The 21143-nt window shown below is 70.9% G+C and carries 16 protein-coding genes; 7 read left to right on the top strand and 9 right to left on the bottom strand.

Features of this window, described 5'->3' with window-relative positions; all coding sequences use genetic code 11:
- Positions 1-42: 42 nt before the first annotated feature.
- On the top strand, positions 43-1086 hold the full coding sequence (locus ACGFX9_RS35990) for an urea transporter (RefSeq protein ID WP_393483250.1): 1044 nt from the start codon (positions 43-45) through the stop codon (positions 1084-1086).
- On the opposite strand, the gene ACGFX9_RS35985 is transcribed toward ACGFX9_RS35990, so the two are convergent.
- The 3 genes from ACGFX9_RS35985 to ACGFX9_RS35975 all read right to left on the bottom strand — a co-directional run bounded on the left by ACGFX9_RS35985 (position 1052) and on the right by ACGFX9_RS35975 (position 5146).
- Positions 1052-2428: an MFS transporter gene (locus ACGFX9_RS35985; protein ID WP_393483247.1), complete on the bottom strand. Its 1377-nt coding sequence runs from the start codon at positions 2426-2428 to the stop codon at positions 1052-1054. The genes ACGFX9_RS35990 and ACGFX9_RS35985 overlap by 35 nt on opposite strands.
- 187 nt (positions 2429-2615) lie before the next feature.
- The gene (locus ACGFX9_RS35980; protein WP_393483244.1) at positions 2616-3698 is read right to left on the bottom strand and encodes a Zn-dependent alcohol dehydrogenase; all 1083 of its coding nucleotides are present in this window, start codon (positions 3696-3698) and stop codon (positions 2616-2618) included.
- 59 nt (positions 3699-3757) lie between these two features.
- Positions 3758-5146, bottom strand: coding sequence for an aldehyde dehydrogenase family protein (locus ACGFX9_RS35975; protein ID WP_393483242.1), 1389 nt, complete (start codon positions 5144-5146; stop codon positions 3758-3760).
- A gap of 180 nt (positions 5147-5326) precedes the next feature.
- On the opposite strand from ACGFX9_RS35975, the gene ACGFX9_RS35970 reads away from it, so the two are divergent.
- The 3 genes from ACGFX9_RS35970 to ACGFX9_RS35960 all read left to right on the top strand — a co-directional run bounded on the left by ACGFX9_RS35970 (position 5327) and on the right by ACGFX9_RS35960 (position 9031).
- Complete coding sequence (locus ACGFX9_RS35970; protein WP_393483239.1) at positions 5327-6397, top strand: hypothetical protein; 1071 nt, start codon at positions 5327-5329, stop codon at positions 6395-6397.
- 2 nt (positions 6398-6399) lie between these two features.
- A complete protein-coding gene (locus tag ACGFX9_RS35965; RefSeq protein ID WP_393483237.1) occupies positions 6400-7509 on the top strand; it encodes a hypothetical protein in 1110 nt (369 codons plus the stop codon).
- A 307-nt stretch (positions 7510-7816) separates the two neighbouring features.
- Positions 7817-9031: a S8 family peptidase gene (locus ACGFX9_RS35960; protein WP_393483234.1), complete on the top strand. Its 1215-nt coding sequence runs from the start codon at positions 7817-7819 to the stop codon at positions 9029-9031.
- Between the two features lie 78 nt (positions 9032-9109).
- Here ACGFX9_RS35960 and ACGFX9_RS35955 read toward each other — a convergent pair whose 3' ends face one another.
- The 4 genes from ACGFX9_RS35955 to ACGFX9_RS35940 all read right to left on the bottom strand — a co-directional run bounded on the left by ACGFX9_RS35955 (position 9110) and on the right by ACGFX9_RS35940 (position 14972).
- Complete coding sequence (locus ACGFX9_RS35955) at positions 9110-10378, bottom strand: MFS transporter (protein ID WP_393483231.1); 1269 nt, start codon at positions 10376-10378, stop codon at positions 9110-9112.
- On the bottom strand, positions 10378-11811 hold the full coding sequence (locus tag ACGFX9_RS35950) for a CitMHS family transporter (RefSeq protein ID WP_393483229.1): 1434 nt from the start codon (positions 11809-11811) through the stop codon (positions 10378-10380). The genes ACGFX9_RS35955 and ACGFX9_RS35950 overlap by 1 nt, the downstream gene beginning before the upstream one ends.
- Before the next feature lie 121 nt (positions 11812-11932).
- A complete protein-coding gene (locus ACGFX9_RS35945) occupies positions 11933-14194 on the bottom strand; it encodes a molybdopterin oxidoreductase family protein (RefSeq protein ID WP_393483226.1) in 2262 nt (753 codons plus the stop codon).
- A 133-nt stretch (positions 14195-14327) separates the two neighbouring features.
- The gene (locus ACGFX9_RS35940) at positions 14328-14972 is read right to left on the bottom strand and encodes a TetR/AcrR family transcriptional regulator (RefSeq protein WP_393483223.1); all 645 of its coding nucleotides are present in this window, start codon (positions 14970-14972) and stop codon (positions 14328-14330) included.
- A 102-nt stretch (positions 14973-15074) separates the two neighbouring features.
- Here ACGFX9_RS35940 and hmgA point away from each other — a divergent pair, with 102 nt between their 5' ends.
- The 3 genes from hmgA to ACGFX9_RS35925 all read left to right on the top strand — a co-directional run bounded on the left by hmgA (position 15075) and on the right by ACGFX9_RS35925 (position 18475).
- Positions 15075-16430, top strand: coding sequence for a homogentisate 1,2-dioxygenase (hmgA, locus tag ACGFX9_RS35935; protein ID WP_393483221.1), 1356 nt, complete (start codon positions 15075-15077; stop codon positions 16428-16430).
- Between the two features lie 65 nt (positions 16431-16495).
- Entirely contained in the window at positions 16496-17245 is a 750-nt protein-coding gene (locus ACGFX9_RS35930) for a GntR family transcriptional regulator (RefSeq protein WP_393483219.1), read from the top strand.
- A 15-nt stretch (positions 17246-17260) separates the two neighbouring features.
- A complete protein-coding gene (locus ACGFX9_RS35925) occupies positions 17261-18475 on the top strand; it encodes a type ISP restriction/modification enzyme (RefSeq protein ID WP_393483216.1) in 1215 nt (404 codons plus the stop codon).
- A gap of 67 nt (positions 18476-18542) precedes the next feature.
- On the opposite strand, the gene ACGFX9_RS35920 is transcribed toward ACGFX9_RS35925, so the two are convergent.
- Both ACGFX9_RS35920 and ACGFX9_RS35915 read right to left on the bottom strand, forming a co-directional pair.
- Positions 18543-20213, bottom strand: a complete 1671-nt coding sequence (locus ACGFX9_RS35920) for an amidohydrolase (protein ID WP_393483213.1) — start codon at positions 20211-20213, stop codon at positions 18543-18545.
- A gap of 266 nt (positions 20214-20479) precedes the next feature.
- Entirely contained in the window at positions 20480-20752 is a 273-nt protein-coding gene (locus ACGFX9_RS35915; RefSeq protein ID WP_393483210.1) for a hypothetical protein, read from the bottom strand.
- Between the last annotated feature and the right edge of the window lie 391 nt (positions 20753-21143).

The raw sequence follows: 21143 nt of genomic DNA, 5'->3' as shown, positions 1-21143 counted from the left end.
CTGCCTTGTCGGTGAAACATGGACGTAACACGGGAGTGAGCCGTGCGGCACTCAACGGATGCCAGGGGTCTGCCACTTGGGGCACTGTCCTTCGCCGCCCACGTCCTGCGCGGCCAGGCACAGGTGACCTTCCTGCCCAGCACGGCGGCGGGCGCCGTCTTCTGCGTGGCGCTCTTCGCGGCGGGCTGGGAGTACGGGCTCTACGGCCTGGCCGGGACCGCCGTCGGCACGGCCACGGCGAGACTCCTGGGGGCGGCGCACGACCGGGTCTCGACCGGCCTCGAAGGCTTCAACGCCTGCCTCACCGCGCTGTGTTTCGCCGTCTTCCTCGGCGCCGGGCACCTCTCCACAGCGGCGCTGGCCCTCGCGGGCTGCGTGGTCGTCACCGTCGTGACGGCGGCAGCGGCCAACCTCCTGGCCGTCTGGGACCTCCCCTCGCTCACGCTCCCGTACTGCCTGCTCGCGAGCGCGACAACGATCGCCGCGCCCGGCTTCGAGCGGATCTGGCACAACGGGGACGCCCTGGCAGCGCTGACGCGCGCGGCAACGGGCCCCACCTCGCTCCAACTAACCGATCTGGCAAGGGCGTTCTTCGCCGACTTCGCCCAGATCTTCTTCATGCCGCAGTGGTACGTCGGTGCCGTGCTGCTCCTGGGCCTCTTCGTCGCGAGTCGTCGCGCGGGGGCCGTGGCGTGCCTCGGCAGCGTCGTCGGCATCGGTTCGGCGTGGGCCCTTGGGGCGCCGGCCGCGCAGATCGCGGACGGCACGATGGGATACAACTCGGTGCTCGTCGCGCTCGCGCTGTGCGGCGTCTTCCTTCCGGCACGGGGCGCGACCCTCGCGTACGCGGTCGTCGGCGCCGCCACGGCGACCGCCGTCAGCTCGGCCATGTCGGCGCTCCTGGCACCGTCCGGCGGCCACACGTTCACCTGGCCGTTCGTCCTGACGACCCTCGCGTTCCTGGCAGCGGCCAAATCCTTCTCGCGGCTGCGTACGACGGGTCCGGCGCCGTCGGAAGCAACGGCGCCGGACCCGCTCGTACCCCCTGTCGTCAGCGGGAACCCGCCCGCCCCGCAAGCACCTTGATGGAGATCAGCGCGATCACCGCGAGGCCGATGATGTACGCGGCCACGGCCATCGAGGTGCCCGTCGCCTCCAGGAGCAGCACCATGACGAACGGGGCGAGCCCGCCGCCGAACACCGCCGCGATCTGGTAACCGAGCGAGGCCCCCGTGTAGCGCATCTCGGCGGTGAACAGCTCGGAGAAGAGCGCGGCCTGCGGCCCGTACATGATGCTGAGGAAACAGCTGGTCACGAAGGTGCCGACAGCCAGCCAGAGCAGTGAGCCGGTGTCGATGAGCAGGAACATCGGCACGGCCCAGACCGCGAGCCCCGCCGCCCCGATGGCGTAGATCCTCAGCCGTCCGATGCGGTCGGAGAGCGCGGCGGAGGCCGGTATCAGGGCGAGTTGGGTGAGGCTGACACAGAGCGAGACGGTGAGGACCGCGCTGCGTTTCATGTCGAGTTCGCGGGTGGTGTAGTCGAGGACGCCGGTGATGATGATGTAGAACGTCGCGGTGTTCACGGCGAAGGAGCCACCGGCGAGGAAGACGGTGCCGAGGTGGTGGCGCAGGATCGTGCGCAGCGGTGAGATCCCTTCGCCTCCCTCACCGCCCTCGCCCTGCCGGCTCTTCTCCTTCTCGGCCAGGGCCCGTTCGGCCTCACGGAACTCCGGTGTCTCCTCCACGCGCGTGTGGATGTACCAGGCGAGTACGAGGACGAACAGGCCGACCATGAACGGCACCCTCCACCCCCACGCCTCGAAGGCGCCCTCGCTGGTGACGGCACCGGCGACCAGGAAGACCGTGTTGGCGGTCACCACGCCGATGGGGACGCCCAGTTGGACCAGGCTGCCGTAGAGTCCGCGCTTGCCCTCGGGGGCGTACTCGGTGGCCATCAGCATCGCGCCGCCCCACTGCGCGCCGACCGCGATGCCCTGGAGCACGCGGAGCGTGACGAGGAGGATCGGCGCGGCGATGCCGACCGTCTCGTACGTGGGGAGCAGACCGATGCCCGTGGTGGAGAGGCCCATCAGGGTCAGCGCGAGGACCAGCATGGGTTTGCGGCCCCGCTTGTCCCCGAGGTGGCCCGCGATGATGCCGCCGACGGGACGGGCGAGGAAGCCGACGGCGAAGGTGGCGAACGCGGCGAGCACGCCCGCGGAGGAACTGCCGGAGGGGAAGTAGAGGTCGCCGAGGACGAGGGCCGCGGCGATGCCGAAGACGAAGTAGTCGTACCACTCGACGGCCGAGGCGAGGGCTGCCGCGGTCGCCACCTTGCGGCGGTGGGGATCCGCCTGCTGGTCCTGCGTGCGTGGAGCCGAATCGGGGTGGGGGGCCGCTGAGGGCACGGACGGTGCGGGGTCCATGGGGGAGCACACTCCGGGGGGTCCGGGGACGGGACAGGGTGGGGGGTGCTGTGACGTCCAGGGACCGTACCGACCGGTGGGTATGTGGTCAACGGTTCACGCAGGGTTCTGTTCGCGGCAGACAAACGCCGGACGGGCTGGATCTTTCAGCCCGTCCGGCGTTTGAGGACATCTTGTGACCCGCGGGCTAAAACACCACCAACGCCCGCCCACCCTTCCCCGCGACCATGTTCTCGAAGGCCGCCGGGATCCCGTCCAGGGCGATCCGGTCGGTCACCAGGACACTCAGATCGAAGCGCCCCGCCCGGATGTGGTCAGCGAGTACCGGCAGGTCCACCGCCGGGTCCGAGTTCCCGTAGACGCAGCCCGCCAGCGTCCGCCCCCAGTGGAAGATCTCCAGGGCGTTGAACGTGACCTGCTGGTCCTTGCCGCCGATCCCGACCACCGTCGTACGGCCGCCGCGCCGCGTCGACTCCCAGGCCGTGCGGATCGTCACCGCGCGGCCCACGCACTCCACGGCCACGTCGGCGCCCTGCCCGCCGGTCAGCTTGCGGATGTCCTTGGCCGTCGTCTCGGAGGCGACCACGTACTCCGTGGCCCCCGCGGACCGCGCCAACTCCTCCTTCTCCGGGGACACATCGACCGCGATGATCTGCGAGGCGCCCGCGATCCGCGCCGCCTGGAGCGTCGCGAGGCCCACTCCCCCGACCCCGAAGACCGCCACCGTCTCGCCCTCGCGGACCTTCGCCGAGTGGTGGACGGCGCCGTATCCGGTGAGCACGGCGCAGCCGAGGAGCGCCGCGTCCGTGAGCGGGACGCCGTCCGGCGCCGGCAGCACGCAGTTGCCCGCGACCACCGTCTCCTCCGCGAACGCGGCGACGTTCAGGCCGGGGTGCAGGTCGCTGCCGTCGGAGGCCCGCTTGGCGTACACGTCCGCCGCACCGGCCAGCGCGTTCACGCACAGCCATACCTCGCCGAGCGTGCAGGGGTGACAACGTCCGCAGGACGGCGCCCAGTTGAGGACCACCGCGTCGCCCGGAGCGACATGTGCGACTCCCTCACCCACGGAGAGAACCGTCCCGGCGCCCTCGTGTCCGAGCACCGCGGGCACCGGCACGCGCATCGTGCCGTTGGTGAGGGACAGGTCGGAGTGGCAGACCCCGGCGGCGGCGAGACGCACCCGCACCTGGCCGGGGCCCGGCTCGGGCAGGTCGATCTCGGTGATCTCCAGGGGAGAGCCGACGGCGGGCAGAACAGCGGCGCGGACCACGGTGACGTACTCCTAAGAGGGCTGACAGCGGAGGTGCGGGGAGCTGGCGGGCAGGGGATTCAGAACTGGAGGGACTTCGTCTGGAGGTATTCGGCGAGTCCGTGCGGGCCCAGCTCACGGCCGACGCCGGACTGCTTGTAACCCCCGAACGGAGCCTGGGGGTTGAAGCTGCCGCCGTTGATGTCGACCTGTCCGGTGTCCATGCGGCGGGCGAACGCCACCGCCTCCGCGTCGTCGGCGGCCCAGACCGCGCCCGCGAGCCCGTACACGGTGCCGTTGGCGATCCGCAGGGCGTCGTCCTCGTCCTCGTACCTGATGATCGAGACGACCGGGCCGAAGATCTCCTCCTGGGCGATCGTCATCTCGGGGGTGACGTCGGCGAAGACCGTGGGCTGTACGAAGTAGCCCTGGTCCACGGGCGCTTCGGAACCGCCGGCCACCACGCGGGCGCCCTCCTCGACGCCCTTGTCGATGTAACCGCGCACGCGGGCCTGCTGCTTGGCGTTGACGACGGGGCCGATGCGGGAGCCGTACTTGTCCGCCGCCGCCGCGGCCAGCGTGACCGCCTCGTCGTAGCGCGCGGAGTCCACGAGCATGCGGGTCCACGCGCTGCACGTCTGGCCGGAGTTGGACATGACGTTGGCGACGCCGACCTTGACGGCCTTGGCCAGGTCCGCGCTCGGCAGGATGACGTTGGCGGACTTGCCGCCGAGCTCAAGGGCGACGCGCTTGACCGCCGCGCCCGCGGTGGCGCCGATCTGCTTGCCGACCGCCGTCGAACCGGTAAAGGAGACCAGGTCCACGCCCTCGTGCTCGGCGAGCGCCTGACCCGCGACCGGGCCGAGCCCGGTGACCAGGTTGAAGACACCGGCGGGGATGCCCGCCTCGTGCGCGGCCTCGGCGAAGAGCTGGGCGGTGAGCGGGGTGTCCTCGGCGGGCTTGAGGACCACCGTGCAGCCCGCGGCGAGCGCGGGGGCCACCTTGTTGACGATCTGGTGGAGGGGGTAGTTCCAGGGCGTGATCGCGCCGACGACGCCGACCGGCTCCAAGTAGACGGTGGAGTTGCCGATCTTCTCCTCGAAGGCGTACGTCGCGGCAAGGTCGGCGTAGGAACCGGCGACCAGGATCGGGACGCCCGCGTGCACCATCTGCGAGAACGGGAGCGGGGAGCCGAGCTCCGCCGTCACCGTCTCGGCGATCTCGTCTTTGCGGGCGACGAGCTGGTCACGCAGCGCCCCGATGAGCGCGCCACGCTCGGCGGGCGGGGTCGCGGCCCAGCCGGGGAAGGCCTCGCGCGCGGCGCGCACCGCCGCGTCGACGTCCCGCGCCGTGCCCGCGGGGACCTGGCCGATGGACTGCTCGTCGGCCGGGTTCAGGACCGTGATCGTGTCCGTTCCGACGGCGGGCCGCCAGGCGCCGCCGATGTACATGCCGTCGTGGGCCTTCATCGCTCTCCTCAGATTGTCGTCCGCACGTCGGATTGCCGTCCGCACGTCGTCGTCCGCACCCCAAACTAGCGCTGATAGTTTTTAGACACCAGGGGCGTCTTCGGCGCGTACGCGGCGCGATGTCTATTCACGGCGGGTACATGCCAATACGCTGAGCGGCCTTCGCGTGGGGGAGGTCCCGTGAACGGTCTCCGTACGGTCATCATCTGCCTTGTGATCGCGTGTGCCGCGGCGCTGTCGCCGACCGCGGTGGCGTCGCCCGCCTCGGCCGCGGCGCCGAGCTGGTCGGCGCTTCCCGTGCCGCCGGCGGCGACATCGCCGGTGACCGTGTCCGATCTCGCCGCCCGCGGTCCTGGCGAGGCATGGGCGAGCGGGTACGAGCACGCCGCCGATGGAATGCGGCCGATGCTGTACCGCTGGGACGGCAGCGCGTGGAGCCGGGACACCACCTTCCCCGGCGCCGCCGAGCCGGGCTGGCTCGGCAAGGTGCAGTTCGTCGGCAAGGAGGTGTGGATCTTCCACAACCGCGGCGGTGAGGGGGAGATCCTGCGCCGCTCGGCGGCAGGCTGGAGCGCCGTACCGCTGCCGCAGACCCTGTGGGTCTACCAGGACTTCACCGCGGTACCGGGCGCCGCGTGGGTGGTCGGCGAGGACGACACCGGCCTGAAGGTACTGCGCTACGACGGCTCCGGCTGGACCACACAGTCCACCCCGGACGGCGTGCAGTACCTGATGGGGATCACCGCGCGTACGGCCACCGACGCCTGGGCCTGGGCGGACACCAGCACCGGGAGCGCCATCCTGCGCTGGGACGGCACGGCGTGGCGGGACGCGAAGGTGCCGCTTCCGTCGAACAGCAACGTGCACACGGTGATGCTCGAACCGTCAGGCCGGGCCACGATCGGCGGCAGCCAGTACTCCGAGGGCCAGCCCCGCACCTACCTGATGACCTGGAACGGCCATGCCTGGCACACCAGTTACCCGCCGCTCGGCGACACCTACACCGAGGGCATGGTGCGCGGCCCGGACGGCGCGCTGTGGCTGCCGATGCGCAGCGACCGCGCCTTCCAGTCCAAGTACGCGCGGGTGAACGGCTCCCGCACGACCTTCTCGTACGGCCCGGAGCGCACCAACGCGATCGACGTCAAGCCGCTCGCGCTGGCGACCACCGGGTCCTCACTGCTGTCCTTCGGGACCGTCGAGATCTACGGCTCGAAACCGAACCTGATGAGTGAGCGGCTTGGAGGCTGACCATGGCACGCAGACTTCTCGTCGCGGCCCTCGCTGTCGCCATGACCATCATCGCCGTCATGAGCTCGGCGGCGGCGGAAACGGGGTCCTGGCACCACGTCCCGGTCCCGGCGCAGGTACGCCCGCAGGCCGGGCTGAACGAAGCCGTGGCGTTCGGCCCTGACCGGGCGTGGGCGGTGGGTGCCGACGCCGTCGGTCGTGAGGCGCCGGGCTTCCCGCTGCTGCTGCGCTGGGACGGAACCGCGTGGCAGCGCCAGAGCCTGCCCGGTAAGGGCTGGCAGGGAGAGCTGCTGTCCATCGCCGCGGCCTCACCGACCGCGGCCTGGGCGGTCGGCCGTGACTCGGCGGGCGGCGCCCGACTGCTCCGCTTCGACGGCACCGCCTGGTCCGAGAGCCGGCCGCCGAGCGGTGTCCGGCTGACCAGAGCCGCCGCCGGCGGCGGTGAGACCTGGCTGATCGGTTCGCGGGACGGCGCGCAGGTGCTGCTGCGCTGGGACCGGCACGGCTGGCGGGACGTGCCGGTGCCGCCGGGAGCGGTGTACGGCCTGCACGTCAAGGCGGCCGACGACGTCTGGGCCGCGGGCGACACCAACTCGGGCGCGGCCGTGTCGCATTGGAACGGGCAGGAGTGGAAGCAGACGATCGTGGACGGCTTCCCGCGGTCGGGCGTGAGCAGTGTCCTCGCGGTCTCGGACACGGAGGTGTGGGCGGGCGGCACGGCCGGGTTCGTCGGCGGTCCGGTGGGCAAGCCGATTCCGCCGCTGCTGGTCCGCTGGGACGGGACGGCGTGGAACAAGGTGGCCGTGCCCACCGACTTCGGCGCGATCAGCTCGCTGTCGCCCTCCGCGTCCGGCGATCTTGGCTGGGTCTCGGTGGCCCGCTCGCAGAAGTTCGGCCCGCCCGGCAGCTATCCGCCGCTCGTCCCCGGGCCTGACTTCCTCGCCTGGAACGGACAGGCGTTCACCCCGTACGGCGAACCGGCGGTGGCCGGGGAGGGCGAGTCCTCGACTCTGCGCCTCGCACCGGTGCCGGGCTCGGAGACGGTGTGGTCGGTAGGCCGTGCCGAGGGCCCCGGGGGGACCTTCGCGCCGCGCATCCTGCGGTTCGGCTGAGACGACGCTGCCACCACGCGTGCAAGGGGGCTCCGTCCACCTCGGACGGAGCCCCCTTCCACGCGTGGTCGCGGCGTGCACACGTTCCGGCCCCCGCACGTTCGCCGGGTATTCGATTGCAGTCATGTGACAGACACATGACAAGTAGCCAACTCCCTTGATCTACGCCTGTAGAACCGCAAGTCTGCTCCTCGCGCCGGGAGCGGAACGCACCGCTCCTGGCTGTGTGTGCGATCACGCACACGCCCCCACAGTTGCGCCGCCCGACCCCAGGGCGTGCGCCGCCTATGAGGAGGACTCCCTCGTAATGGCAATGCTGCGCAGCAAGAAGACTGTGATCGCCGCGGCGATCTCGACCGCAACCGCCGCCACCCTGTTCGGCGCGGTCACCGCCCTTCCGGCCCAGGCCGCCCCCGCCGAAGGCACCGTGATCGGGGCCGGCTCGGCCGACGCCGTGAAGGGCAGCTACATCGTCACCCTGAAGAAGGGCTCGGGCTTCAGTGCCGCCTCGGCCCAGGGCAAGGGCCTGATATCCGAGTACGGCGGGTCGGTGACCAAGACCTTCAAGTCCGCTCTCAAGGGCTACACCGTCAGCCTCAGCGCGGCGGAGGCGAGACAGCTCGCCGCCGACCCCGCGGTCGCCTCCGTGGAGCAGAACCAGAAGGTGCGGGCCGACGCGACCCAGTCCAACGCCCCCTGGGGCCTGGACCGCATCGACCAGACGAGCCTGCCGCTGTCCGGCACCTACACCTACCCGGACACCGCGGGCTCCGGCGTCACCGCGTACGTGATCGACACCGGCGTACGCATCACGCACTCCGAGATCAGTGGCCACGCGGTCAACGGCTATGACGCCGTGGACGGTGACAGCACCGCCCAGGACGGCAACGGCCATGGCACGCACGTCGCCACGACCATCGCGGGCAAGACGTACGGCGTGGCGAAGAAGGCCAAGATCGTGGCGGTCCGCGTGCTCGACAACAACGGCTCCGGTACGACCGCCGGTGTCATCGCGGGCATCGACTGGGTGACCTCCAACCACGCGGCCGGCGCCCCGGCCGTGGCCAACATGTCGCTCGGCGGCGGCGCCTCCACGTCGCTCGACAACGCGGTGAAGAACTCCATCGCCGACGGCGTCAGCTACGCGGTCGCGGCGGGCAACGAGGGCGTCAACGCCTCCTCGTCGTCCCCCGCGCGGGTCCCCGCGGCCATCACGGTCGGCGCCACCAGCAACACGGACGCGAAGGCCAGCTGGTCCAACTACGGCTCGGTCCTGGACATCTTCGCGCCGGGCGTCTCCATCACGGCGGGCTGGAACACCAGCGACACGGCCACCAACACCATCTCCGGTACGTCGATGGCCACTCCCCATGTCGCGGGTGCCGCGGCGGTCTACCTGGCGGGCCACACCTCGGCCACGCCCGCGCAGGTCTCATCGGCGCTGGTGAACGGGGCCACGTCGGGCAAGGTGACGAGCGCGGGCAGCGGCTCTCCGAACAGGCTGCTCAAGCTCGTCCCGTAGTCGTCTGTCACCGGCTTCGCCGCGTTCGTCCTCAAACGCCGGACGGGCTGTCTCTGGCCCGTCCGGCGTTCGCACCTTTCAGCCCCTCCGGCGTTTGAGGAGCGGGGGTCTGGGGGCAGAGCCCCCCCGCGCGGCGGAGCCGCAAATGTCACGGCCGGGAAGGGGCGGGGTTGGGGAAGGCCCCGCAGGGTCCCGCCTCAGCCCCAGTCCAGCAGCTACCAGCAGCAGCCCCCCAAGCATCACAAAGGGCGCCGCCACCCCCGCGACCCCGGCAATGAGACCGGCCCCGGCAGGCGCAGCCACCTGCCCCAGCCGATTCCCCGTGAGCCGCAAGGCGAGCGCGGTAGAACGCGCCCCCTCCGGAGCGGCCTGAACGACCGTCGTCATCGACAGCGGCTGCCCGACCCCCAGACAGAACCCCAGCAGCACCAGCATCGCCCCAAGCCCCCACACAGGCACCGGCAGCGCAATCCCCGCGCACAGCACGGCAGCCAGCAGACACGTGACGACGATCAGCACCGTACGGCCGAGGAGATTGATCAGCGGCGTCATCACCAGCCGGCAGGCGATCGTCGCGGCGGCCCGCAGCGAGAGCAGCACCCCGACCGTGGCGGGCGCGATGCCCCGATGCTCACCGACCACCGGCAGATAGGCCGTGAGGATGTCCGTCGCGGAGAGCACCGCGAGGCTGATGAAGATCCCGGCGGGCACCCCTCGGGTGCGCAGAATCCCGAGCACCGGCACCTTGGAAGCCGCTCGCCCCGCGCCGGAAGCGCCCGGCCGCACATGCTCGATGCGCCACAGCGAGGTGAAGGAGACCGCCGCGACCACCCCCGAGACGAGCAGGGCGAAGGCACTCGTGCGGCCCATGTCCCCGCCGATGAGGGAACCCGCGGCGATCGGCCCGACCAGCTGCCCCAGCGAGGCACCGATCGTGAAGTGCCCGAAGTTACGGTCCTGTTCGTCGGGGGCGGACTGCCGGGCGACGATCGACTGGGCGCCGATAACGAAGCAGAGGTGGCCGAGGCCCATCACGCCGCTCCAGGCGGCGAGCGCGCCGAGCGACCCCGCCGTACCGCTCAGCGCGCACCCGCCGGAGATCAGGACCACACCGATCGGCAGCAGCGGTGCGCACCGCCCATGGTCCGTCCGACGCCCCAATGGCACGGCCGCGAAGAGCGGGAGCAGGGCGTACACACCGGCTATGACACCGATCGCCCGTTCGTCGGCGCCCAGCGAGAGGGCCCGGTAGGAGACGGCCGGACGCGCCATCGACACCGCCCCCTGCGCGAAGCTGAAGGCGATGACGAGGCGCAGCAACCAGGCTCGGCCCGGTGTCGATGGCATCAGATGATGCCGAAGAGGATTCCGGAGCCGAGCACCACGAGCGAGGTGAGTACGGCCCATTTGACGGTGAACTTGGTGTGGTCGCCGAACTCCACCTTGGCCATGCCGACGAGGACGTACACGGCGGGCACCAGCGGGCTCGACATGTGCAGGGCCTGCCCTGCGATCGAGGCGCGGGCGATCTCCAGGGTGCTGACGCCGTGCGCCTGGCCCGCTTCGGCGAGGACCGGCAGGACACCGAAGTAGAAGCCGTCGTTCGACATGAAGTACGTGAGCGGCAGGGACAGCAGGCCGGTCACCAGGCCCATCTGCGGGCCCATGCCCTCGGGGATCGCGTCGACGAGCCACTTGGCCATGTTGTCGACCATACCGGTGCCCTGGAGGACGCCGGTGAAGACGGCGGCGGCGAAGACCATGCCGGTGACGTTGAGGACGTTCTCCGCGTGGGCGCCGATGCGGGCCTTCTGGTCGGGCATGTGCGGGAAGTTGACCGTCAGGGCGAGCGCGGCGCCGAGCAGGAAGAGGACCGGGATCGGCAGCCACTCCATGATCATGGCGGTGAGCAGGACCACGGTGAGCCCGGCGTTGAACCAGTAGAGCTTGGGGCGCAGGGTGGAGCGGTTGGGGTCGAGCCCCTGGAACCCGTCGTCCTCGTCGGCGTCGGCTCCTCCGGCGGAGGCGGCTTCGGCGTCCGTGCCCGAACCCGCTCCCCCGGTGGTCTTCTTCGTCAGGGACGGGGTACGCCCGTCGGCGCCGCCCGCGCCCACCAGGACCGTCTCGTCCGCGGTCTCCTTCTCCAGGACCTCGTCAAGGGAGAGCGTGCCGAGCCGCTTGCGCTCCCTCAGGCCCAGTGCGTAGGAGAGGAGGAAGACGGCCACGAGGCCCATGGCGAGCGCCGGGATCATGGGTACGAAGATGTCGGCCGCGTCGACCTTCAGGGCGGTCGCGGCGCGGGCGGTCGGGCCGCCCCAGGGCAGGGTGTTCATGACGCCGTTGGCGGTGGCCGCGACGCCCGTCATCACGACGAGGCTCATCTTGAGGCGCTTGTACAGCGGGTACATCGCCGAGACCGTGATCATGAAGGTCGTCGAGCCGTCGCCGTCGAGGGAGACGATCGCGGCGAGCAGCGCGGTGCCGACCACGATGCGTACGGGGTCTGCCTTGCAGAAGCGCAGGATGCCCCGGACGATCGGGTCGAAGAGGCCGACGTCGATCATGACGCCGAAGTACACGATGGCGAACATGAGCATGGCCGCCGTGGGCGCCAGATTGCCGACGCCTTCGAGGACGTAGTCCCCGAGATGTGCTCCCTTTCCTACGAACACGCAGAAGAGGGCGGGGATCAGCACCAGCGCCGCGATCGGCGACATCTTCTTCATCATGATCAGCACCAGGAAGGTGGCGATCATGACGAATCCGAGGATTGTCAGCATGGGGGCTACCTAACGTTCACCATCGAACTCCCACCAGGTCTGGCGGTCCGGATGACGTTAGGACCCGCTCTCCGGCGTTAACAAGATGTTGACGTGCGAGCAATAAGCGCAAAACTCCAGGTCAACGACTTGCTGCCGGAATCGCCTGTACGAGTGGCGTCACGGAGACCGCAAAGCCGTTCAGGACAGCCGTCCCGGAGAGCGGGTCGAGGAGGGTGCCGTCCAGGAGCTGGTTCACATTGACCCCGGGGTTCTCGGCCGCGACGCTCAGGCGGGTCCCGGGGCGGTCGTGGCCCCAGCCGTGCGGCAGGCTGACGACTCCGGGGCGCACGGTGTCGGTCACCTCCACGGGGACGGTGACCGAGCCGCCGGCGGCGGCCACGCGCGCGTGGCCGCCGTTTTCGATGCCGGCGCGGGCCGCGTCATCGGGGTGGACGTGCAGGGTGCAGCGGTTGGTGCCGCCGGTGAGGGTGCGGACGTTGTGCATCCAGCTGTTGTTGGAGCGCAGATGACGCCGTCCTACGAGGACGAGCTCGTCCGGGGCGCCGCGCAACGCTCGCGTGAGCCGCGGCAGGTCGTCCGCGATGGGCGCGGGGAAGAGTTCCACCCGGCCGCTGCGCGTCTTGAGGATCTGCGGGAGGCGGGAGCCCAGGGGTCCGAGGTCGATGCCGTGCGGATGGGCGATGAGCCGCTCCAGGGTCAGTCCGTCCTCTCGTACGCCGAATCCGTCGCCGTAGGGGCCGAGGCGCAGCATCAGGTCGAGGCGCCGCTCGGGGCCGCTTTCGCCGGTGAGCAGGGCGGCGAGTTCCTTGGGGTCACGGCCGTATACGGCCGAGTGCGGCTCGGTGACCGCCTTGCCGATGATCTTGTCGACGACCATCGTGTCCACGGCCCCGGGATCGGCGCCGTGCATGCCTCCCGCGGCGAGCACGAGCCGGGCGAGGATCTCCGTCTCCGGCATCATGCCCGTCTTCAGGGGGAGGGCGGCGCGGGTGTAGCGGGCCTGGTTGCGTACGGCGAGCGCGTTGAAGGCGAAGTCGAAGTGGGCGCTCTGCGCGGGCGGGGGCGGCGGCAGGACCACGTGGGCGTGGCGCGAGGTCTCGTTCAGATACGGGTCGACGCTGACCATGAAGTCGAGTGACTCCAGGGCCCTGTCGAGGCGGTCGCCGTCGGGCGCCGAGAGCACCGGGTTGGCCGCGATGGCGACGAGGGCGCGGATCGCGCCGTCGCCGGGGGTGTCGATCTCCTCGGCGAGCGCGGCGATCGGCAGTTCGCCCTTGGCCTCGGGGTGCCCGCTCACGCGGCTGCGCCAGCGGCCGAGCGCGAAGCCCTTGCCGGGGCCTGCCGGGCGGGGTTCGCGGTCGGTGGCCGAGAGGGGGAACAGGGCGCCGCCGGGCCGGTCGAGGTTGCCGGTCAGCACGTTCAGGACGTCGACCAGCCAGTTGGTGAGGGTGCCGTACGCGACGGTGCTCGCGCCCACGCGGGCGTAGACGGCGGCGGTGGGCGCCGCGGCGAGTTCGCGGGCGAGGGCGCGGATGGTGTCGGCGGGCAGATCGCAGGCCGCGCTCACGGCGTCGGGGGTGAAGTCCCGTACGGCTTCGCGCACTTCATCGACGCCCTCCACCTGTCCTTCGAGCGCGCCGAGGTCGGTGAGCTTCTCCTCGAAGAGGACGTGGGCCATGGCCGCGAGCAGCAGTGCGTCGGCGCCGGGCCGGATCGCGAGGTGCCGGTCGGCGAGCTTGGCGGTGCGGGTGCGGCGCGGGTCGACGACGGTGAGGGTGCCGCCGCGTGCGCGCAGCGCCTTGAGCTTGCCGGGGAAGTCGGGGGCCGTGCACAGGCTGCCGTTGGAGTCCAGGGGGTTGGCGCCGAGCAGCAGCAGATGGTCGGTGTGGTCCAGGTCGGGCACGGGGATGGCGAGCGCGTCGCCGAAGAGGAGCCCGCTGGAGACGTGCTTGGGCATCTGGTCGACGGTGCTCGCGGTGAAGACGTTGCGGGTGCCGATGGAGCCGAGCAGGAGGGGCGGGTAGAGGCCGCCCGCCATGGTGTGCACGTTCGGGTTGCCGAGCACCACACCGACGGACTGCGGCCCGTACTTCTCGACCAGGGAGCGGATCCCGGCGGCGACGGCGTCGAACGCCTCCTCCCAGTTCGCCTCTCGGAGTACGCCGTCCTTGCGTACGAGGGGGCCCTTCAGGCGGTCGGGGTCGGAGTCGGCCTCCCCGAAGGAAGCGCCTTTGGGGCAGATGAAGCCGTGGCTGAACACATCGTCCCGGTCTCCTCGGGCGCCGGTCACGCGCGCGCTGTCAGAGGTCCCTTCGATGGTGAGCGTGAGCCCGCAGGTGGCTTCGCAGAGGGGGCAGATACGCAGGGCGGTGCTGGGCATGGCGGACCCTCCAGGGGCGGCGGCGACGGCGCGCGTGCGCTCTCACCATACCGACCGGTATGCATGGCGTCAGGCCCCACGAAGGGTCACGTCGCAAAACCGCGAGCCCCCCGGTTCAGTCCAGCGACCCCGCTCAGTCCAGTGACCCCGCGAAGTAGGCGTGCAGCAGGGTCCGCGTCTCGTTGATCAGGTCCGGGTCGCCCGACGCGTGTGCGCGGAAGGCGAGTTGAAGGACGGCGTCCACCGCTTCGACCCCGACGAGCACCGTGCGGCGCAGCTTCGCGTCCAGCGGCCGGTCGAGGTGGGCGGCGAGCAGGCCCGCGACACGTTCGGCGACGTCCGAGTTGGCGTCGGGCATCGCCTCGGGGGCCGAGGGGATGCCGAAGTCGACCAGGCCGAAGCCCGGGACGGTGCGCTTCATCGCGAGGTACTCGTCGAAGGCGGCGTCGACCGCGCCGCGCCAGTCGCCGCGCTCCACCCCCGCCATGCGCGCCGCCACGCGTTCGCCGTACGCGTCGAGGTTGCGGTGGGCGAGGGCGTCCGCCATGGCCCGCTTGTTGCCGAAGAAGCGGTAGACCGAGCCGATCGGGACGCCGGCGCGGTTCGCCACGGCGCGGGTGCTGAGGCCTTCGTAACCGGCCTCGTCCAGGACCTCGGCGCAGGCATCGAGGATGCGCGTCAGACGCTCGGCGCTGCGCTCCTGCACGGGCACGCGGCGCAGGGTCCTGGGCGGCGGCGGGGGCTTTGGCTGATCACGGTGCTGATCACGGTGGGGCATTCCGGGAGAGTAGAGCATTGTTCACATCCATGGATCCCTCTTGCGGAAGGAAATCCTGAATCCTACGGTGACCCATAGGAATCGTTGACGAGGGAGCCGATGATGAGCCGGGAACACACCAGCGACGCAAGCCGTCCGGATGCGAGCGACGCCCGCAAGACGGCCGAGGCACTGACGTACCTCTCCGGCTTCGGCAACGAACACAGCTCCGAGGCGGTGCCCGGCGCATTGCCGCACGGGCGCAACTCGCCCCAGCGCGCACCCCTCGGGCTCTACGCGGAGCAGCTGAGCGGCACCGCCTTCACCGAGCCCCGCGCGCACAACCGCCGCTCATGGCTCTACCGCATCCGCCCCTCCGCCGCGCACCCGGCGTTCACCCGCGTGGACAACGGCGCCATCCGGACGGCCCCCTTCGCCGAGACCCCCGACCCCAACCGGCTGCGCTGGAACCCGCTCCCCGAGCCCGCCCCCGGCACGGACTTCCTCGCGGGCCTGTGGACGCTCGGCGGCAACGGAGACGCCACCCAGCGCACCGGCATGGCCGTGCACCTCTACCACGCCAACTCCTCCATGACGGACCGGGTGTTCAGCGACGCGGACGGCGAACTCCTCGTCGTCCCCGAGCAGGGCGGGCTGCTGCTGCGCACCGAGTTCGGGCTGCTGCGCGCTGAGCCGGGCGAGGTGGCGCTGATCCCGCGCGGGGTGCGCTTCCGTGTGGAGCTGCTCGACGAGAGCGCCCGCGGTTATGTGTGCGAGAACTACGGCGCGGCCTTCCAGCTCCCCGACCTGGGCCCGATCGGCGCCAACGGCCTCGCGAACGCGCGGGACTTCAGGGCTCCTGTCGCCGGATACGAAGACAGCGCCGACGAGGACCGGCCGGTCGAGGTGGTGAACAAGTTCTGCGGCAACCTGTGGAAGGCGACCTACGACCACTCGCCGCTCGACGTCGTCGCCTGGCACGGCAACCACGTCCCGTACGTCTACGACCTGCACCGTTTCAATGTCCTCGGCTCCATCAGCTACGACCACCCGGACCCGTCGATCTTCACGGTGCTCACCTCGCCGTCCGACACCCCGGGCCTCGCGGGCGTCGACTTCGTGGTGTTCGCGCCGCGCTGGCTGGTGGGCGAGGACACCTTCCGGCCGCCGTACTTCCACCGGAACGTGATGAGCGAGTACATGGGCCTGATCGAGGGCGCGTACGACGCGAAGGCGGAGGGCTTCGTGCCCGGCGGCGGTTCGCTGCACAACATGATGTCGGCGCACGGCCCCGACCGCGACACCTTCGAGAAGGCGTCGGCCGCCGAGCTGAGGCCGCAGAAGATCGACGACGGCCTTGCCTTCATGTTCGAGACGCGCTGGCCCCTCACGGCTACGGAACAGGCAGCTCAGGCGTCCCATCTGCAGCGCGGATACGACGATGTGTGGGAGGGTCTGGAGCGCCATTTTCGAAACTGATCCCGGGTGACTTATCCGGTGACTGATCCCGTTTCGATGCCGATGCGGACTGATTCGGAGAGACCGTGACCGCTTTCGCCCCGGACTCGATCGTCCTGAATCGCAAGCTGCCGCTCTGGTATCAGGTGTCGCAGTCCCTGCGTGCCTCGATACTCGGCCGCTCCCTCGACGCCCCGCTCCGGCTGCCCACCGAGGAGCAGCTCGCGGGGCACTACGGGGTGAGCGTCCTGACCATGCGGCAGGCGCTCAAGGAGCTGGAGGACGAGGGCCTGATCTCCCGGCACCGGCGGCGCGGCACGTTCATCGAGCCCGGCGTCCGGCGCGGCTCCCCGGTCCGGCTGCTCGGCTCGGTCGACGCGATCGTGGCCCAGCAGTCGGGCATGAGCAGCCGGCTCCTTGCCCACGGCACGGCTCCGGTCTCCGGTGAACTCGCCGAGCACTTCCCGGATCTGGCCGAGGTCGCGACGTACCACCGGCTGCGCTGCGACGAGAAGACGGGCGAACCGACCAATCACGCCCACAACTTCATCCGCCCCGAGATCGCCGAGCGGGTAGACCTCGACGATCTGGCGCGCTGGCCCATGACGAAGGTCCTGCGCGATGTCGTGGGCGTCCGCATCAGCCGCATCACCGACACCGTCGAGGCCACGCTCGCCGACCCGGAGACGGCCAGGCTCCTCGAAGTACCGCTGCTCAGCCCGATCCTGCATTACACGGGCATCACGTACGACGAGGACGGACGCGCCCTCGACGTGGCCCGCATCCACTACCGCGGCGACCGCTTCTCCTTCACCGTCACCCTCGACGCGACGTAAGGGTCTCGTCGTACGATGCCGGGCGTGACGCACGACGAAGCGCCGCTGCTGGCGGACCTGATGCCGTGGTCCGTCGCACCGCTCCGGCCGGGCCGTGGGTGGCCGATGGGACCGGACGCCGCATCCCTCAGAGCCCGTTGGGCCGCGTTCGTGAAGGCGGACGCGACGGGCCGCGAGGAGCTGCTGCGCCCCTCGCGCTCCCGCACGCTGCACACCGCGGTCGCCCAGCTCCCCGGCCACCGGGCCACCACGGCTCCGCTGGCCACCGAGTCGGGCGCCTGCCCCGACCCCGTACGCGTCCTGCACGGCCCCTTCGACGAGCAGTGGCTGATCCCGGACCACCGCCTGATCGACGCCGCGCGGCCGGAGCTGTGGCGGGTCGCCGGCGCGGGGCAGCTGTTCCTCGTCGAGCAGGGGTACGTCACCGGTTCCGCCGGGCCCGCGGTCCTTGCCTCCGCCGTGCTGCCGGACGGCCGCTCCCCCGCCGGGCGTCCTGGGCGCGTCCGGCCGTTGTTCCGCCGCCCCGGAGGGCTCGAACCCAATGTGACGCCGGGGCTGCTCGCCCACCTCTCGACGGCGCTCGGCCAGGACGTCGGCGCCGTCGATCTGCTGGCCTGGACGCTGGCCGTCGCGCGGTCGTCGGCGGCGGGGTGCCGGGTGCCCCTGACGTCGGACGCGGAGGCCTGGGCGCGGGGTACGGAGCTCGGGCGCCGGATCCTTCGGCTCGAAGCCCGCGGCGACGGCGCTCGGCCGAAGCTCCCCGGGGGGCGGCGGCCCTACGTACGGGCTCCGCTGCCCGCCCGCCCCGCGGAACTCTCGTACGACGCCGAGGCGGAGGCGCTCTGCCTGGACGCGGGCCGCATCTCGCCGGTACCGCGGGAGGCGTGGGAGTTCGAGGTGAGCGGGGTGCGGGTGCTCGGACTGTGGTGCGAGCGGCGCATGGCCGCGGGCGAGGCGGGCTCCCTGGAGGCGATCCGGCCCGCCGAGTGGCCGCAGGCGTGGACCTCGGAGCTGCTCGAACTGATCACGGTACTGACGCTGCTCGCGGAACTCGCCCCACTTCAGGACGAGTTGACGAAGGAGACGGGCCCCGGCAGCACGGGCTCCGGCATCACGGCGGACGAGCTGCGCCGGGCAGGCGTGCTGCCCGTGCCCGACGCCGCCCGGCGCCCCGCGTCCGTCCTCGACCACCACGAGGAAGGCCCCGGCGGCCAGTTCGCCCTGATCTGAGTCGCCGTACGCCTCAGGCGAAGGGGCCCTCCGAGAGCGCGGCGGACGGTGAGCGGAGAGCCCGCTCCTACTTCTGGGGTTCGAGCTCCGGCCCCAGTGAGGAGAACTTCTCCTGGGACACGATGCGCTTGGGCGGCCAGGTGATGTTCGGCGGCGGCCACTTCTGGCCCGTCTTCTTCAGGAACCACGCCGGGGGTTCGTACATCGGCGGCTCATAGCCGTCGGGCAGCGCGGTCTTCCAACTGATGTCCTTCGTACGCTCCTTGAACTCGTCCTTGACCGCCTTCAGGCGCTCGGGCTGCGTGATCAGGTCGACCGCGGTCGCCGCCAGATACTTCGCGGCGGCGATCACCGCGGCCTGGCCGGGGTCGGAGGCCGCGCAGGCGGCGGTGGACCAGGTGTGCATCTTGGTGCCGATGGGGGCGAGCGCGGCGCCCATCGAGACGGTGGGGACGTTCCAGCTGATGTCGGCGACGTCCGTCGAGCCGCCGCCCATGAACACCGGGTTGGGCGGGGTGAGTTCACCGATCTTGTCGTGCATGCCCTTCCGTGGGAGGCCGAGGGACTCCTGGAGCTCCTTGGCCAGTTCATGAGCCCTGTCGCTGAATGCGGGAGGGCCGATCTCCCGCATGTTCGCGTGCAGCAGCTCCGCGAAGGCCTTGGCCGGGAGCTGGTTCCAGCAGGCCGACGTGACGCGGTGGCGGACGGTGGTCTGGGAGGCCTTCGCCGCCGCCTCGGAGACCGCGATCACCTTGTCCAGGAGGACCTTGACGCGGGCGGGGCTGCCTTCGCGTACGTAGTAGGAGATCTCGGCGATCTCCGGCGTGACGTTCGGGATGTCGCCGCCGTTGTTGATCACCCAGTGCAGACGGCCGCTCGGGGCGAGGTTCTCCTCGCGCAGGAACTCCGACATCGTCGCCATCATCACGGCGGCGTCGAGCGCCGACTTGTTGCCGAGCGGGGTGCCGCCGTGCCCGGCCACGCCGAGGAAGGTGAAGGTGACGGCGGTCATCGCGGTGGTGGTGCCCCAGCCGGTGGCGTTGGCCGTCGAGGGGTGCCAGTCCAGGAACGCGTCGAGGCCGTCGTACACGCCCTTGCTGACGGCGTAGGTCTTGCCGATGAGCGCCTCCTCGGCCGTGGAGCCGAAGAACTTCACCGTGACGGGAATCTTGTGCTTCTCGGCGGCCTGGGCGACGGCCGCTGCGGCAGCGGCGGCGGCCGTGCCGAGTGCGCTGTGGCCGCAGCCGTGCCCGGGGCCGTAGCTCGGCGCGAAGGGGTCATGGACGTACTCGCGCGGATCGTGGTGGCCCACGCCCTTGTTCTGCGAGAGGCCGGGCAGCGCGTCGTACTCGCCGCTGAAGCCGAGGACGGGCCCGCCCTTGCCCTGCTTGTACGTCGCCGTGAACGCCGTGGGGAAGCCGGCGGTGCCGAACTTCACGTCGAATCCGGCCAGTTCGAGGAAATCGGCCTCGGCGATGGACGACTTCCACTCGCGCAGGGACAGTTCGGCGTGGTCCCAGATCTCGGCGTTGAGGCCGGTGATCCGGTCGTCGTGGGAGGTGATCCAGTCGAGCGCGGCCCGCTTGGCGGGGGTGTCGGCCGCGAGTCCTTCGGGCGGTTCGTACTCGGCGGGACTGTCGTCGGCTCCCGCGGCCATCGCCGGGTCCGCTTCGGCGGTCATGACGCCGGTGGTCACACCGGCCGCGCCCAGCAGCTGCATGATGCGGCGCCTGCTCATCGGCGGGCCGTTCGCGGCGATTGCCTCATGCTCATGCTGATCGTGCAGGTCACACACGCGCACCTCCGGGGGTGAGGATGGGTGTATCGGCCAATCGATCAGCCACACTGCGGCTGGAAAGTTTTGGCGTCAACAGGTGCGCATGACAAAGGTGTTACGGGCGTGACGTTATGCGGGAAGTGTTACGCATTCGCGTGGAGTGAACGGGTGGGTGGGTGGGAGCGATACGCCGTGGAAACGACGGTCCGGCCCCCGACCACCCGTGGTCAGCGACGACCCCCGAAAAGCGTCCGCCGCAGCCTGCGCAGCGGCGCGAAAAGCGAAACTCGCCGCACGCGCGCACCGCGCGCGCTGCGGTTGTGCGCGGCGCCACGTGACGTGAGCTCACGCATCAGCAACGTCGCTTCCACCGTCTCGCGCTGCGGGACGGCGGGGCCGCCCAGCACTGAGAGATGGCGGTCGAGACGCGAGCTGGTCGCGCTGCTCCCGCAGGTGATCGCAGGGACACGCGCCCTGCTGCGCACCGTTATCTGTTCCATGTCACTCCCCACCCGTACGAGGGCACCCGGCCCAGGGCAGGTTAACCCTATCGCTCCGCCGTGACACTCGTGTATCCCGGTCGCAGGATTCACCTACCCAGAAAGGAGGTTGACGATTACTCTCCGAATCCAACTGATTCCAGGGCGAGTTGGACAAGAGGGGCGGAAGCGGGCCTCCCTGGTCCGGCATCGGGTTCCGTCGTCACAGCCAGTGAGCCCGGAGGCACACGCAGGCCCGTGACGCCGACGGCGCTTCGTCGTCCCTTCGAGTGGCGCCGCCGGGCCGGTGACGGAGGTCACGTCTCACCCTCCGTCATCGCCTGGCCGGGAGTGCTCAGCGGAGTCCTGGTCACCGGCGCGGGGGCCCGGGTGCGGATTGGTGTTCAAGGGG

Source organism: Streptomyces sp. NPDC048436 (assembly GCF_043200355.1).
Classification (GTDB): domain Bacteria; phylum Actinomycetota; class Actinomycetes; order Streptomycetales; family Streptomycetaceae; genus Streptomyces.
The sequence above is the reverse complement of the archived record's forward strand: the minus strand, read 5'-3'. Positions and strand labels throughout refer to the sequence as shown.